The sequence below is a fragment of the Pseudomonas cremoris genome (assembly GCF_014230465.1).
Window position 1 is genome coordinate 83,121 of record NZ_JAAXCY010000012.1, and the last position, 15,512, is coordinate 98,632.

The 15,512-nt window shown below is 57.0% G+C and carries 11 protein-coding genes; 7 read left to right on the plus strand and 4 right to left on the minus strand.

What is annotated here, in order from left to right:
- The first annotated feature begins 22 nt into the window (after positions 1-22).
- Both HF257_RS26525 and HF257_RS26530 read left to right on the plus strand, forming a co-directional pair.
- A complete protein-coding gene (locus HF257_RS26525; protein WP_185709052.1) occupies positions 23-817 on the plus strand; it encodes a hypothetical protein in 795 nt (264 codons plus the stop codon).
- Between the two features lie 93 nt (positions 818-910).
- Positions 911-1,426 carry a hypothetical protein gene (locus HF257_RS26530; protein ID WP_185709051.1) on the plus strand — a complete coding sequence of 172 codons (516 nt, stop codon included), beginning with the start codon at positions 911-913 and terminating at the stop codon, positions 1,424-1,426.
- Positions 1,427-1,502: 76 nt separating this feature from the next.
- Here the strand turns inward: HF257_RS26530 and HF257_RS26535 are convergent, their stop codons facing one another.
- From HF257_RS26535 to HF257_RS26545, 3 genes are all read right to left on the minus strand, one after another.
- A complete protein-coding gene (locus tag HF257_RS26535; RefSeq protein ID WP_185709050.1) occupies positions 1,503-3,770 on the minus strand; it encodes an autotransporter outer membrane beta-barrel domain-containing protein in 2,268 nt (755 codons plus the stop codon).
- Positions 3,771-3,998: 228 nt separating this feature from the next.
- Positions 3,999-5,978 carry a hypothetical protein gene (locus HF257_RS26540; RefSeq protein ID WP_185709049.1) on the minus strand — a complete coding sequence of 660 codons (1,980 nt, stop codon included), beginning with the start codon at positions 5,976-5,978 and terminating at the stop codon, positions 3,999-4,001.
- Positions 5,979-6,125: 147 nt separating this feature from the next.
- On the minus strand, positions 6,126-8,069 hold the full coding sequence (locus HF257_RS26545; RefSeq protein WP_185709048.1) for a hypothetical protein: 1,944 nt from the start codon (positions 8,067-8,069) through the stop codon (positions 6,126-6,128).
- Between the two features lie 336 nt (positions 8,070-8,405).
- Here HF257_RS26545 and HF257_RS26550 point away from each other — a divergent pair, with 336 nt between their 5' ends.
- From HF257_RS26550 to HF257_RS26570, 5 genes are all read left to right on the plus strand, one after another.
- Positions 8,406-9,446 carry a LacI family DNA-binding transcriptional regulator gene (locus tag HF257_RS26550; protein ID WP_185709047.1) on the plus strand — a complete coding sequence of 347 codons (1,041 nt, stop codon included), beginning with the start codon at positions 8,406-8,408 and terminating at the stop codon, positions 9,444-9,446.
- 119 nt (positions 9,447-9,565) lie between these two features.
- Positions 9,566-10,348, plus strand: a complete 783-nt coding sequence (locus HF257_RS26555; RefSeq protein ID WP_185709046.1) for a TIM barrel protein — start codon at positions 9,566-9,568, stop codon at positions 10,346-10,348.
- A complete protein-coding gene (locus HF257_RS26560; protein WP_185712125.1) occupies positions 10,341-11,282 on the plus strand; it encodes a sugar kinase in 942 nt (313 codons plus the stop codon). The genes HF257_RS26555 and HF257_RS26560 overlap by 8 nt, the downstream gene beginning before the upstream one ends.
- A 45-nt stretch (positions 11,283-11,327) precedes the next feature.
- Positions 11,328-12,620 carry an MFS transporter gene (locus HF257_RS26565; RefSeq protein WP_185709044.1) on the plus strand — a complete coding sequence of 431 codons (1,293 nt, stop codon included), beginning with the start codon at positions 11,328-11,330 and terminating at the stop codon, positions 12,618-12,620.
- Positions 12,617-13,594 carry a 2-hydroxyacid dehydrogenase gene (locus HF257_RS26570; protein ID WP_185709043.1) on the plus strand — a complete coding sequence of 326 codons (978 nt, stop codon included), beginning with the start codon at positions 12,617-12,619 and terminating at the stop codon, positions 13,592-13,594. The genes HF257_RS26565 and HF257_RS26570 overlap by 4 nt, the downstream gene beginning before the upstream one ends.
- A gap of 131 nt (positions 13,595-13,725) precedes the next feature.
- On the opposite strand, the gene HF257_RS26575 is transcribed toward HF257_RS26570, so the two are convergent.
- Positions 13,726-15,453 carry a methyl-accepting chemotaxis protein gene (locus tag HF257_RS26575; protein ID WP_408635737.1) on the minus strand — a complete coding sequence of 576 codons (1,728 nt, stop codon included), beginning with the start codon at positions 15,451-15,453 and terminating at the stop codon, positions 13,726-13,728.
- Positions 15,454-15,512 lie beyond the last annotated feature (59 nt).

The window sequence follows — 15,512 nt, forward strand, 5'->3', positions numbered from 1 at the left end:
GTTGAGTCGCCGGAGATTGACCATGTCCGCAAAGACCGCCCTGACAACTAACCTCCTACTGAACGGTAATTTCAGTGACGGTGGAAAATACTGGGATACGCTAGGCACGGTGGACTACACCAGACAATCCTGCCGGGTTATCACAGGGCAGGCCTCTCAACGTGTCAACGTTACACCGCTGGTTCCTTACAACCTGCGTCTTTGGACTCAAGTGCTGTTCAAGGGCCGCGGCGAACTGCTTATCCGACCAAACCCTCCTGCCACAGATGAACGCATCCTGTTGGATAGTTTTCATGTGTGGACCCCGCGAGATATCCGGTACATCCCACCTGCGGGCACGGTGTTTATCACCATCGCGGTCATCGGCAATGAGGGTGAGGTGTTTACCGATGAGATGCATCTATCGCAAGACGGCTCAACACCGGGTCAACCGGAGCTGATAGATAATGGAGATTTTTCTGCGTTCAATTCCCATTGGAATACCTCTGCTTCCCCCATTAACTCCCGTACTCATTTTGACGGGAGTACTTTTGAGGCCACAACACTGGGGCAGGCACGCCAGGATGTCAGCGTCACCGGCGGCCAGACCTACGCCTTTTCCGTACGATCACGTTGCGATTTCGGCGGGACGGGGCGTGTCGTGTTTCAACTGCAACCCTCTGGTACGTTGCCCACGCTCACAGTGACAGATGCCAGCTGGACGCTTCATCCGAGAGACTTGGTGATGCCGGCGGGTACCACAGGATGCAGCGTGATACTTATCGGTGACAACGGTGCAATCTTTTTTGACGATGCCTCAATGAAATTGAAAGTTTGATCCAAAATAACCACCCCCCTCCTCGTGGTTGTCCAGGCCAAGCACCAATGCCTTGCACGGGACCTGCAACACTTAGCCCAAGGAGACACTCCAATGACATTAGTTCTGCAACACCCCAAAAAAACCAAGCCACGTGTCGCCGTTCAGTATCTAAAGGGCGAAGTGAGTACGGTAGATTTTACGGCCAAGGTATTTACAAGCGAGCTGAAAAACGGCAAATGGCGGTTGGCCGGGAGCTACATTGAAACGCTGGCAACCACTAACAAGGTTCAACACGCCAGACCCAAAAGCTCTAAAAAATGCGAGTGCAACCCGCAAGCCTATACGGGCATTATCAATCAGGTAATCACTTACAAGATTCAACTCGACATACCCGAAAGCTACACAAAAGGCGTGTACAAACTGCAAGACCATCCGGACATTGTCATTACCTACACCACCACTGACCTGGACAATCCCCTTCTTAAATATATTGGAGAGGGCCTGCTCGATTTGGTTGTGGTTGATCCTGCCAATGGCCATATACAGGGTGGACTCTCGGGAGGAGTGACGCTGGAGGACGGTGATGGGTTGGTGCTGAACATTACCTTTTTGTTCAGCTTTGGCTGAATTCAAGTGTGTAGGGCCATGTCCCAAAAAACAAAAAGGAAGCATAAGCTTCCTTTTTGTTTACCTCAAAAACGCGTCACCAGGAATAACGTACCCCAACGTTCATGCCCCAAGGCTGATCCACATGCTTACCTTTGCTGTGTTCGAAGTCGGCATGTAATTGCAGGTTTTGTGACAGCGACACTGCCACCCCCGCGCCCAATTCGACACGTGAACCCGACAGGTCGTTGTTAAACACATGGCCATTGACCTTGGCTTTGTTAGCCTTGGCAAATTCATGGGCCACCGCCGTACGCAAGTAAGGCTGGACGATGCTGCCATTGTCCATGACGAAATCACGCCCCACCGTCACGCCCAACTTGCCCAGCACCGACTGTGTGTTCTGACCCTTGGCTTGCAGGCCATTGTCCAGCTTGTAGTCCTTGCCCTTAACGACGACCGTGGAGGCCTGGGCAAACGGCTCGACAAAGAACTCATTGTCCAACTTGATATTGCGGCCGACCTCCACAGATGCGCCGATGCCGTTAGTACCGTAGTTGCCTTTGGCTTGTGCACCATCACTCAAGCCGACCTTGGAGTCGTTCTCAAAGCGGTTGGCTTTCACTACACCGTCAAAGTAGTAACCGCTGTCGTCATCCATCCAGGTGGCATAAAGGCCTGCGTAGTAGCTCTTGACCGTGCCGGATGTGCCACGGCTCAAGTCCAGGTCCGAGTTGCTATGCCCCGCCATGACGCCCACCAGCCATTGGCTGTCTTCACTCAGCGGCGCGTCCGCACCCAGGGAGAAACCACGCTGGGTCTGTTTGAACCCCACGCCATTGGCGTCAGACACCGAGTATTTGTTGCCGTAACTGCGAACCCAACCACCGGCCTGGGCACCATTGTGACGCAGCTCGCCCATACGGCTGCGCAACGAGGTCATCTCGCCGTACCATACCGTCGGCGCAGTGTTGAACAATGCCAGCACCGAACGCGTACCTGGGCTAATGGTGCGAGCACTCGGATCCAGGAACCAATCGTTGCCATCCTGCTTGAGCCCATAGGACCACGCGCCAATGTCCACGGCGCCCCCGACCAGGGAAAACTCTGCGTCACCACCACCGGTATGCACAATGTGCACATCACCTGGGGACACCGGCTCCAGGCCACTGCTGGCCACCAACAAGCTGTGTTGCCCCGTGGCGTCACCCGCTATGTTCAAGAAATCATTCAGGCCAGCGGCAAAATCGGCGCCCATCACAAACGTGCCATTGCCACTCAAGGTGTCCAGGTTCAGTTGGTAGAACGCGTCGGCCTCACCAAACTTTACCGTTCCGCCCGCCAGATCCAGCGCGCCGACCATGCTGTTGCCGGTCAGGATCCAGAACGAATGATCACCAATGCTGAGGCTGTCGACGTTCAGCAGGGTGCCCGTGAGCGAGGCATTGTTCTGCAAACTCAGGTTGGCACTGCTGCCCGCTTCGACCAACACATTGCCATTGAGGTGGCTGTTGTTGACGCTCATGTTCGCTGTCGCGCCGCCCGTGACTTCAAGCAGGTTGCCGTTGCCGCCGATCAGTTGCGAGCCGTTGTTCACTTCAATGGTTGCAGTAGGGATTCGTCCTGGTCTCCCCGCCACCAAAATGGCCGCGCCCGTCTTGCCTTCTACCGTTGTCTGATCCAGCACCAGCGACCCATCACCGGTCACGCCTGCTGCGCGAGCAATTCGCACACCGTTCTGTTCGCCGACCAAGGTGCTGCGCAGAGCAAAGGCGGAACCGCCGTTCAACTGGAGCGCCGTACTACCAGCAGCAGTGCCTAGCACTTCGGTATCATTCAAATACAATTCACCATACTGGGTGACCGAAGCCCCTGCCTGGGCGCCTTTGATCGTACTGTTGAAAACATACGCCTGCGAGCCACCTGTCCCAGCAAGGTAGCGGTTGAGCACCAGACCGATCGATTGCGAGCCTTCTATATGGCTGCTGGTGATGGTGGCAACACTGTCCGTCAACTCAAAAGCAGCCGCAGTGGCACTGTTGGTTTGGACGGTGGCGTTAGCGACTGTAACGTTGGAACCTTCTTGGGCGACGATGCGCTCTACTGTACTGCCGGTGTTAACGCTCAGTTGCGCGCCAAGGCCACGAATAGCGCCGGTCGTTGCGCCATTTACGGTGAGTTCAGAGCCCGCCAAAAGGGCCCAGTCTTTTACCGCCTCGCCCGCGTCAATGATTTTCGACTCGCCTGGCCCTACTGGTTCCGGCGTAGCATGCGCCTGCGCTCCTACAGCCAATAACAAACCAAGGGAGGGAGCTTTGATGGCAGCACTTAAAGGTGAAAGTTTAAAAAAATGTTTAATGGACATGCTGTAACACTCGCTTTGACTGATATGCCTGAATCAATGGCATGGCTCGTTCCAAAGGAGTGGAGCCAGACCTGTAGAGGCCGCGAGGTTATAGTTGGATGGAGTAAGCGTAAGTAGGATAAATCTGAAGATCAAAATCGAAATTTGGGCCTCCAGAGAAAGAAAAAGAGTGTCGAAAAGAAATCTCCGACACTCTTTCAGCACATTGACCTGCCCACTCCCAAGCGCCTAAGGCAGGGGTGAAAGTTCGCACGGGTCATTGGACGAGTACATCCTGACCGGTATTACTGCCGGGACGGATCTGGCCCAAGTCCCGCCAAGATCAATGGAATACCGCAGCCAAGAGGACGCGTAGGGCGCCGTGTACCCCTCTAGAGGTTTCAAGAACGGAATGTACGGACCATATCGGAACACGAACCCATTGGCTGCCGTAGTCGGATCCAGTCTAATCGTCTGCGACCCCGTGGTGCCTGCAACAGCCGGTAGCGCCCCCGCCAACCCCAGCGACCCATGAAACTCAATAAGCACATCAACGCCATCAGCGAAATAGAGCGGTTGGGGTGGAATCTGCACTTCGATGTACCTGCTTGCCCATGGCAATGCAGGCCCGCCCATCACCCCAGTGCAGGTGATTCTTCCACGGGGGTCTTGGGACCAGGCAACCTTGTTCAGGAAAATCGCTTCGTCCATAACATGCTCAATAGCATCGTCGACCTCGACAGAGGTGGGCGGCGACAAATTGTCATTCATAGAGCCTGGCTCACTGACCGTGTAGAACAGGTCTTTGAAACCGTTGCCCAACGTCGCCAGCGCCGTCTTGTCCAGATCAATCACAAACGTTGCACCAGGCCCTTCGGAACCAAGGGATTTTTCACCAACCAGCAGCGATTTGCTGCCCCAGTACACCCGGATCTCGTCATTTGTGCGCGGCGATGGTGTCGTCCAGAGGACAATGCGTGCCTGAATCGGGCCAGCGTGATCGAAGTCCGCTTTCACCAAGTAATTAGGCGTTGGATCCGAGGCAGGGCCGAACAGTTGCGCCGGGTTGAAAAGAGGGTTTTCTCCCCCCGGAGTCGGTGGAGTGGGGCCGGGCGCCCACAAGTTCACATCAATATCGGTTGCGGTGGGCGGGGAGTCAGTGCCTCCGCTGCGGTGTATCTCATAAGTTGCCGGCGTGGTAACTGTCACTGTACTTGTGCCGAACTCATCGACAATTTTCTGCCTAGGAAACGGGATATCAAAATCGAATACGCCACTGAGAGCATTAGGACCATAGGTCTGACTGCCCCATTTGACCGTGTAATTATCACCCGGTTGATACGCATAGGACGGAATCGCCACTACCACACCCGCTTCCAACTCAGGAATGTTGATCAGCCCGTCAACAACCTTTTCACGCACGATCAACGGAAGCAGGACCAAGCCAGAACTGCGCTTGAGAATGCGCCCTTGTGTCCGTGACAACTCGCTACGGTTACCTGCGGCATCCAACAACATATAGACAAAAAACCAAATACCATCTAGCACGCTGGGATTTGCAAAGAATGTATTAGGCAAGTCGACGATGAGACCTGTTTGCGGAATAGGTAATGTAAACAAGGGAGGCCCGTTGTCTGCGGGGGTGTCCTGAGTCCACCAGCACATAAGCGTATCGCCCGCTTCCCAATCAGGGTAAGGGAATATCTCGAATGGAAAATCCGGGTTCGCATCGATAACGGGTTGAGTAATGATGTCGGCGCTGCTGGCCAAGAAGTCTGGAAAACCAACGATAGGAGGTTTCACCGAACTGCCCAAGCGCTTGAACGGTGCGAACAGGTCGATATCAGCCAGACCCACCTCTGAGAAGTCGGTAAATACCCCTCCCAGACCATTTTTAACCTTGTACCTGAACTCGTACTTACCATGACTTAGTATCGACATGGGGATAGTACGCTCAATGGTCGGGTCGGTTATCTGTACCGGAAAATGGAGGGTTGTGAGCTCCGTCCACGTGTCTATTCCTACCGGGCTCCATTCAATGGTGACATAGTCATCATCGTCCGGCGCCAGCCATGTATTCATTAAAAATTTCAGCCCATTATTGGCATCCAGATTCGGGCGGAAGATTTTTCCATCCACACCATTCAATGCGTCAGGGAACTCAGGCGGTGGCAAATTCGGATTATCGAAGCCGGCGATAACAACGTTTTTGCTTTTTTTAGTGGGCATTTCACTTTCTCCTTGCCAGGTTGATGCGGCGTAAAGATCAACATTTCAGCAACACCCACTGCTCGGCATCACAGATGCCGGGGATAATACAACTCAACGTAGATCATGCGTCGCCTAGAATGACGATAGACAGCACAAGTCGGTTTACTATTTTTCGGGGCCATTACCATTCGGCCCGCAATACACAATCGGATTGCTTGCAAAAACACGATCAAACTTTAAATAACGCGGCTGAATAGAACTACCGATCAATACATTCCCTCTCCAGACACTGAACTCCGCACTACCACCTGCACTGTTCTTCAGTGGCTGCGTGTTGGGGTAATAGGGAATGACAAAGATATGGGAGCCCGTTTGGTCATCCCCAACACTCCAATACTCTTTAAACTCCCCAACGGTTTCAGGTATTACCACCCCACCGCCGGCAAATCCGGTTGTTCCGATCCATTTCAAGCGTATTTCATCGCCGGGCCTGATGGCCGTGTGCTTATTGACGCTTATCCGTACACCATTCCAGATCTTTGGATTACTTTGGCAATTGAACCAGCCGTTTACGGCGTCCGGTGCATCGGGCCTTGGGAAGGACACCGGTGCAGTGATATCCACTTCAACCGGAGTAGGCACTGACAAATTGGTATTCAGCGAGCCAGGTTCGTTGACGGTATAGAACAAGTCTTTGAAGCCATTGCCCAATGACGCCAGTGCGGTCTTGTCCAGGTCAATCGCAATCGGCGCGCCGGGCGCTTCTGAGCCCAGGGTATGCTTACCTACCTGAAGCGATAGGCTGCCCCAGTACACCTTGATAATGTCGTTCATCCGAGGCGACGGCGTTAGCCATAGGATGATATGCGCGACGATCGGGCCAGCATGATCGAAGTCTGCTTTGGCCAAGTAATCGCGAGTCGGCTGCGACGCTGGGCCTTCTAAATGGACTCTGGGTAGTGTTGGGTTTACCTCTCCTGGCTTTGGCGGAGGGGGGCCTGGCACCCAGAGGTTTACAAAAATGTGAGTGGGCGTGGGCGGAGAATCCGAGCTGCCACTGCGCAGTATCGTATAGGTAGTCGCGGTTCTGACGGGCAAGGTACTGGCGCCGAAATCATCAATAATCAATTGAGTCGGGTAAGGAACTTCAAAATCGAATACACCGTTGAGGGGAATAGGGCCATGGGATTGGCTCCCCCACTTGATATTCGCATGGTCACCGGACTGGAACGCATACTGTGGAATTGCCACCCTGACACCGGCGACCAACTCAGGAATATCAATCAGCCCGTTCGGAATACGCTCCCTGACGATCAATGGGCCAAGCACTAAACCAGAGCCACGTTTGAGTATGCGCCCTTGAGTCCGGGACAACTCACTTTCATTGCCGGCGGCGTCAATCAGCATATAAACAAAAAACCAAATGCCATCCAATACCAGTGGGTCGGCGAAAAACGTAGTGGGCAAATCTATCCTAAGGCCTCCCGCGGGAATCGGCAGCGTATTTGAAGGAGGCCCATTGTCGGCGGGGTTATCTTGGGTGAACCAGTAACGAACCCGATCACAGTCCTCCCAGTCGGTGTAGGGCAACACCTCAAAGGGAAATACCGCATGTGCATTGATCAGTGCCTGAGTGATGATGTCCGCAGAGGTAGCGAGAAAAGCTGGAAACTTCACAATTGGCGGTTTTACGGAGCTGCCCGGGCGTTTGAACGGCGCATACAGGTCGATATCAGCCAAGCTGGCAAAAGAGAAATCTGTGAATGGCCCGCCCGTGCCATTCTTTACCTTATACCTGAACTCATATCGCCCATGATTGAGTATGGTCTCTGGAATTACGCGCTCAACGGTCGGCGTGGTGATTTGCACCGGAAAGTGCAACGTATCCAATAACGTCCACGTATTAACGCCAACAGGGCTCCATTCAATGACAACGTAGTCATCATCATCAGGTGCCGCCCATGTTTGCATCAAAAACCGCAGCCCTTTACTGGCGTTATATAACAGTCGATTAATCTTTCCATCTCGCCCGTTGAGTGCGTCAGGAAATTGTGGCGCGGTCAAGTTTGGATTATCGAACCCCGCCACAACCACATTCTTACTGGGCATTGGAATTTCTCCTGATCTGTCTGAGACGGCTGACGGGCAACGCTCTGGCAAAGAGGCGGGCGATGCTGGCGCACCCTATCCATCGCAGGCTTTGAAAGTTGGCATGGCTAACCCCACCAATTGAAAAAAGCGGTATCTGCAAAATTTTCAGATGGACTCTTGGGTAAAATTAAACGCTTGAAACGGCGACCTGAATACTGTCAGAACTCACAGGTAGATCTATCCATTCATCGGAATCACGCAGGTCCACTTCTTGACCGGCCCTATGAAATAGAGTTTTATGAAACCGGTTTCAAAGCAGCCGGATTCAACACCCAATAAGAAAGGCCCGCTACCGTGACTTCTTTTTCTGCCGCCCAACGCACCCGCGTCACCATGCTCGACGTTGCCCAACACGCCGGCGTCTCCAAGGCCAGCGTTTCGCGTTTTATCGGCGACGACCGCGCCCTACTCTCCGATGCCATCGCCCAGCGCATCGAACAAGCCATCGAACACCTCGGCTACCGCCCCAACCAGATGGCTCGTGGCCTCAAGCGTGGGCGCACGCGGCTGATCGGCATGCTGGTGGCGGATATCCGCAACCCCTATTCCATTGCCGTGATGCACGGCGTCGAAACCGCCTGCCGCCAGCACGGCTACAGCCTGGTGGTGTGCAATACCGACCGCGATGACGAACAGGAGCGCCAGCACCTGGCGGCGCTGCGCTCGTACAACATCGAAGGGTTGATCGTGAACACCCTCGGTCATCACCTCGACCAACTGCTGGAACTGCAACGGGAAATGCCGCTCGTGCTGGTAGACCGCAAGGTCGAGCCACTGCACAGCGACCTGGTGGGGCTGGATAACCCGGCGGCGGTGCGTATGGCGGTGGAGCATTTGCAACAGCAGGGTTATCGCGAGGTGTTGCTGGTGAGCGAAGCCACCGACGGCACCAGTTCGCGGTTCGAGCGTGTGGAAAGCTTCAAGCATGAAATTGCCAGCCGCCCGCAGTTGACCGGCGCGGTGTTGGAGTTGAACGCCGAACTGGATCACCACCTGCAAGTCTTCCTGGCCAAACCCGGCCCCAAGGCCGTGTTCTGTGCCAACGGTGTTGCGGCGTTGGCCTGTACGCGCGCGCTCAAAACCCTGGGCTGCAACCTGTTTGAAGATATCGGCCTGATCGCCCTGGATGACCTGGATTGGTACCCGCTGGTGGGTACGGGTATCACCGCCCTCGCCCAGCCGACCGAGGCCATCGGTGCCACTGCGTTCGACTGCTTGCTCAAGCGCCTGCGCGGCGATACCGAGCCGACGCGCACCCTGGATTTCCTGCCACAACTGATCATCCGCGGTTCCACCACCCCTTGTAGGAGCGAGCTTGCTCGCGAAAATCGCTAACGGTAACGCGGGCATCCTGAATGTACGCGGCGTGCTCAGGGTTTTCGCGAGCAAGCTCGCTCCTACAGAGAGCGTATTTTTTTGCACAAAAATGAAACCGGTTTCAGAGGTAAATAACAATGTACAAATACCCCGTCTCCATCAGCCTTTCCAGCTACGGCGCCGACTTGGTTCGCCAACAAGGCCAACTCAGTTTTGTCGAACTGCTCAAGGCCGCCGGTGCCCAGCGCATCGAGTGGCGTGAAGAGTTGCTCACCACAGAGCACCCGGCGCAATTGGCCCAGGCAGCCGCTCAACACCAGCTGCAATCGGTGTTCTCATCGCCCCTGGAGCTGTGGGTCGCTGGTCGCGCCCAGCCCAATGCTGAACTCGCCGCCACCCTGGACCGCGCACAAACCTTTGGTTCCCGCTGGCTCAAAGTCTCCCTCGGCTACTTCACCGACACCAACGACCTGGAAAGCCTGCACGCCCTGCTCGCCCGCCAGCCGGTGCAGTTGCTGGTGGAAAACGACCAGACCTTGCACGGCGGGCGTATCGAACCGATGCAGCGCTTTTTCACCGAAGTGGAGCGTCTGTGCCTGCCGGTGAAGATGACCTTCGACATCGGCAACTGGCAGTGGCAAGACCAGTCAGCCCTCACCGCCGCGCGCCTGTTGGGCCGGCATGTGGATTACCTGCACTGCAAAGCCGTGGCTCGGCGTGCAGACGGCAAGCTCGTGGCACAACCGCCCGGCGCCACTGACCTGCACCTGTGGGAACAACTGCTCAAGCACATGACTCAAGGGATTACCCGGGCTGTGGAATTCCCATTGCAAGGTAATGACCTGATAGACGTCACAGCGCAACAGGTCAACGCCCTCGCCGTCCTTGGCCAACCTCGCGTGGAAAGCGCCCATGTCTGAGATCGATATCCTCTCGTTCGGTGAAACCATGGCGATGTTTGTCGCCGAGCAAACGGGCGATTTGGCCCAGGTGGCGCAGTTTCATAAACGCATTGCGGGCGCCGACAGCAACGTCGCCATTGGCTTGTCGCGGCTGGGTTTCAACGTCGCCTGGCTCAGCCGCGTTGGCAATGATTCCCTGGGACGCTTTGTGGTCGACACGCTGCAAAAGGAGGGCCTGGATTGCCGGCATGTGGCGGTTGATCCGTTGCACCCTACCGGCTTCCAATTCAAGTCTCGCGAGGAGGCTGGCGCCGATCCGCAGGTGGAATACTTCCGCAAGGGCTCGGCGGCCAGCCATTTGTCCATCGCAGCGATCAGCCCGGCGCTGTTGCAGGCGCGTCACCTGCATGCCACCGGTATCCCGCCTGCGTTGTCCGAGCCTACCCGCGAGCTGTCCACCGAGCTGATGACGCAAATGCGCAAGGCTGGGCGCAGCGTGTCGTTCGACCCGAACCTGCGCCCATCGCTGTGGGCCAGCCAAGCCCAGATGATCCGCGAAATCAATGCCCTCGCCGCCCTCGCCGACTGGGTCTTGCCAGGCCTGGGCGAAGGTCGCCTGCTCACCGGTTTCGATGACCCGGCCGATATCGCCGCGTTCTACCTCGACCAGGGCGCTGAAGCCGTGGCGATCAAGCTCGGCGCAGACGGTGCCTACTACCGCACCCAACTGGATTCAGGCTTTGTCGCCGCCGTGCCGGTGGAAAAAGTGGTGGACACCGTAGGCGCCGGCGACGGTTTTGCGGTGGGCATGATCAGCGCCCTGTTGGAAAACCTCAGCTTCCCCGAGGCAGTACAACGCGGCAACTGGATCGGCAGCCGCGCCGTGCAGAGCCGCGGCGATATGGAAGGTTTACCCACCCGTTTGGAGTTACCCGTTCGATCCGTTGCCTAACCCACACCCTGTTGCCACAACTACAACAAGCTCAGGAGCAACCCCATGGAAACCGTGAAACTCGCCACCCGCCGTTGGTGGTACATCATGCCCATCGTCTTTATCACCTACAGCCTGGCCTACCTGGACCGCGCCAACTATGGCTTCGCCGCCGCCTCCGGGATGGCCGAAGACCTGATGATCACCCCTGGCATGTCGTCACTGCTGGGGGCGCTGTTTTTCCTCGGCTACTTTTTCTTCCAGGTGCCGGGGGCGATCTACGCGCAGAAGCGCAGCGTCAAGAAGCTGATTTTTGTCAGCCTGATTCTCTGGGGCGGCCTGGCCACCCTCACCGGCGTGGTCTCAAACGCCTACATGCTGATCCTGATCCGCTTTATGCTCGGCGTGGTCGAAGCTGCGGTGATGCCGGCGATGCTGGTGTACCTGTGCCACTGGTTCACCCGCGCCGAACGCTCGCGTGCCAATACCTTCCTGATCCTCGGCAACCCGGTGACCATGCTGTGGATGTCGGTGGTGTCGGGCTATCTGGTGCAGCATTTCAGCTGGCGCTGGATGTTTATCATCGAAGGCCTGCCCGCCGTGCTATGGGCGTTTATCTGGTGGAAATTGGCAGATGAACGTCCCAAGGACGCCAAGTGGCTAAGCGACGACGAAAAATCCGCGCTGGAAAGCGCATTGGCTGCCGAACAGGTGGGCATCAAAGCAGTTAAAAACTACGCCGAGGCCTTCCGTTCGCCCAAGGTGATCGTGCTGGCGCTGCAGTTCTTTTGCTGGAGCATCGGCGTGTACGGCTTTGTGCTGTGGCTGCCTTCGATTCTCAAGGCAGGATTGAAGATGGACATGGTCGAAGCGGGCTGGCTGTCGGCGCTGCCGTACCTGGCGGCGGTGATCGGCATGCTCGTGGTGTCTTGGGGCTCGGACAAGCTGCAAAAGCGCAAGCGCTTTGTGTGGCCGCCGTTGCTGATCGCGTCCATTGCGTTCTATGGCTCCTACGCGCTCGGGGCCGAACACTTCTGGTGGTCCTACACCCTACTGGTGATCGCCGGGGCCTGCATGTATGCGCCCTACGGACCGTTTTTCGCCATCGTTCCAGAAATCCTGCCGGCCAACGTTGCCGGAGGCGCCATGGCGCTGATCAACAGCATGGGCGCCCTCGGCTCGTTCGGCGGTTCATATCTGGTGGGGTACCTCAATAGCAGCACCGGCTCGCCCGGTGCCTCGTACCTGCTGATGAGTGGCGCGTTGCTGCTGTCGGTGGTGCTGACGATTTTCCTCAAGCCCGGCGCAAGTGACCGCTCACCGGCGTCCACCCTCGAATTAAAGGTCAAGACCGCATGAAAAAGTCTGTCGTGTTGTACAAAAAACTCTCCGCGCCGCTGATGGCCCGCTTGCATGAACAGGTAGACGTCACGCTCATCGAGGCACTGGACGAAACCGGCCTGGCCAAACTGCGCGATGCCCTACCGACGGCCCACGGCCTGCTGGGTGCCAGCCTGCGCCTGGATGCAAAATTATTGGACCTGGCGCCGCAGTTGGAGGCGGTGGCCAGTGTGTCCGTGGGCGTCGACAACTACGATATCGACTACCTGTGCGCGCGCGGCATCCTGCTCAGTAACACCCCCGATGTGCTGACCGAAACCACCGCCGACACCGGCTTTGCCCTGATCCTGGCCACCGCCCGCCGCGTGGTGGAGTTGGCCGACATGGTGCGCGCCGGCCAATGGCACAAAAACATCGGCCCCGCGCACTTTGGCAGTGATGTGCATGGCAAGACCCTAGGCATCATCGGTATGGGCCGTATCGGCGAAGCCTTGGCCCAACGCGGGCACTTTGGCTTTGGCATGCCGGTGATCTACCACAGCCACTCGCCCAAGCCGTTGGTGGAAAAACGCTTTGGCGCACAATACCGCAGCCTCAATGAATTGCTGCAACAGGCCGATTTTGTCTGCCTGACGCTGCCGCTCACCGCTGAAACCGAAAAGCTGATCGGCGCCGAAGAGTTTGCACTGATGGGCCCGGAGACGATCTTCATCAACATCTCGCGGGGCAAGGTGGTGGATGAGGCGGCGCTGGTGCAGGCGTTACAGCAACGAACGATACGGGCGGCGGGGTTGGATGTGTTTGAGCGTGAGCCGTTGGATCATGATTCGCCGTTGTTGCGTTTGAACAACGTGGTGGCTACTCCCCACATTGGTTCGGCGACCCATGAGACGCGGGAGGCGATGGCTAAGTGCGCGGTGGATAATTTGCTACAGGCGTTGGCCGGGGAAAGGCCAAAGAATCTGGTGAATGCCGCGGCCTGGAAGCAATAACCCCTGACACAACACAAAACCAATGTGGGAGCGGGCTTGCTCGCGAAGGCGGTATGTCAGTCACACCTATGCAAACTGATACACCGCATTCGCGAGCAAGCCCGCTCCCACTTTTTTGATCGCATTTCAGATTAGATGACGAACCTGGCCACCATCCCATTCAAATCCACCGCCAGGCGCGACAGCTCATGGCTGGCCGCGCTGGTCTGGTTGGCACCCGCTGCCGACTGGGTGGCCAGGTCGCGGATATTCACCAGGTTGCGGTCCACTTCGCGGGAGACCTGGGCCTGCTCTTCGGACGCGCTGGCGATCACCAGGTTGCGTTCGTTGATCAGGCTGATGGACTGGGTGATCTGCTCCAGGGCCACACCGGCGGCGCGGGCCATTTCCAGGGTGTTCTGGGTGCGCTGGTTGCTTTGCTGCATGGACTGAACCGCCTCACCGGTACCATTTTGGATGCCAGCAACCATCTTCTCGATCTCCTGGGTCGACTGCGCTGTGCGATGGGCCAGGGCTCGTACTTCGTCTGCGACGACCGCAAAACCACGCCCCGCTTCGCCGGCGCGGGCAGCTTCAATGGCCGCGTTAAGCGCCAACAGGTTGGTCTGTTCGGCAATCGCACGGATAACGTCCAACACCTTGCCGATGTCACGCCCTTGAGTGGCCAAGCCTTCGATCAGCACCGCCGTATTTTGCACGTCCTGGGTCATGGTCTGGATCGCACCGACGGTTTCCACCACACGGTCGCGGCCTTCGCGCGCAGCCTGGTTGGACTGGCCGGACGCCTCGGAGGTGGACACCGCATTGCGCGCCACTTCTTCCACCGCTGCGGTCATCTCGTTGACCGCCGTGGCCGCTTGGTCAATTTCGTTGTTCTGTTGTTGCAGGCCTTTGGAGGCCTCCTCGGTGACTGCGCTCAGTTCCTCGGCGGCGGAGGCCAACTGTGTGGCGGAACCGGCAATGTGCTGGATGGTCTGGCGCAGGTTGGTTTGCATGGCGGCCAGGGCTTGGAGCAGCCGCGCTGGCTCATCTTTGCCAGCATCTTCGATGGTTTTGGTAAGGTTGCCCCCGGCAATGGTTTCGGCCACTTCCACGGCTTTGCGCAGTGGCGTGACGATGCTGCGGGTGAGCAGCCAGGCCAGCAACACCGTAAGCAACGCAGCCGCAACCGACACGGCGATTACACCGGTGATGGCGCTTTCGTAGCTGTGCCCGGCTTCAGCGTCGGCGTCCTTGGCGTCAGCCGCATTGATGGCAATCAGCTTGTTCAACTGCTCGCCCATCAAGTCAGTGCCGTCCTTGATGCGGGTGTTGATCAGGTTGCGCATCTCCTCGACCTTGCCTTGCTTGGAGAATGCCAGCATCTCGGCCTGAGCCTGGAAGTAGCTATCCAGGGTCGTGACGAAGGTTTTGTACAACGTGGCTTCCTCAGTACCGGCGGGCAACGCCGCATAGCGGGCCTGGGCCGCCTTGACCTTGTCGGCCAGCGCGCTCATGCGGGTTTCAGCTTCTTGCAGGGCGGCAGGCTCGCGGTTCACCAGCACACGAAACGACAGAATACGCAGGCGCAGCACGTTTTCCGTGATGATGCCCAAGTTCGTCACACTGGGCACTTGGTTGGCACTCATGTCCACCGAAGACTGGCGGATCAGCGTCATGCGATTGACCGCAAACACCCCTAACAAAACCACTAACAACGCAATGAAGGCGAAACCGAGAAACGCGCGCGGGGCGATATTCAGCTGACGTAGGGACATAGGGGGGATGCTCTCAGAAGTAGTGTTTGCAAGCGTCCCTGCTGCGAAACGATCAGCCGGCGTCAACGCGCCGTCCTGACCTGTGGTCACCACTGTTGTCATTGGAATGTGGGCCTATACGAGGTATCGGCAGGGCTTGGGGTTTCCCGCAGGGCGTTGAT

Bases quoted from the DNA above. Each gene is read 5' to 3' on its own strand.
- HF257_RS26525 (WP_185709052.1), top strand. From the start codon at position 23: ATGTCCGCAAAGACCGCCCTGACAACTAACCTCCTACTGAACGGTAAT.
- HF257_RS26530 (WP_185709051.1), top strand. From the start codon at position 911: ATGACATTAGTTCTGCAACACCCCAAAAAAACCAAGCCACGTGTCGCC.
- HF257_RS26535 (WP_185709050.1), bottom strand. From the start codon at position 3,770: ATGTCCATTAAACATTTTTTTAAACTTTCACCTTTAAGTGCTGCCATC.
- HF257_RS26540 (WP_185709049.1), bottom strand. From the start codon at position 5,978: ATGCCCACTAAAAAAAGCAAAAACGTTGTTATCGCCGGCTTCGATAAT.
- HF257_RS26545 (WP_185709048.1), bottom strand. From the start codon at position 8,069: ATGCCCAGTAAGAATGTGGTTGTGGCGGGGTTCGATAATCCAAACTTG.
- HF257_RS26555 (WP_185709046.1), top strand. From the start codon at position 9,566: ATGTACAAATACCCCGTCTCCATCAGCCTTTCCAGCTACGGCGCCGAC.
- HF257_RS26560 (WP_185712125.1), top strand. From the start codon at position 10,341: ATGTCTGAGATCGATATCCTCTCGTTCGGTGAAACCATGGCGATGTTT.
- HF257_RS26565 (WP_185709044.1), top strand. From the start codon at position 11,328: ATGGAAACCGTGAAACTCGCCACCCGCCGTTGGTGGTACATCATGCCC.
- HF257_RS26570 (WP_185709043.1), top strand. From the start codon at position 12,617: ATGAAAAAGTCTGTCGTGTTGTACAAAAAACTCTCCGCGCCGCTGATG.
- HF257_RS26575 (WP_408635737.1), bottom strand. From the start codon at position 15,453: ATGACAACAGTGGTGACCACAGGTCAGGACGGCGCGTTGACGCCGGCT.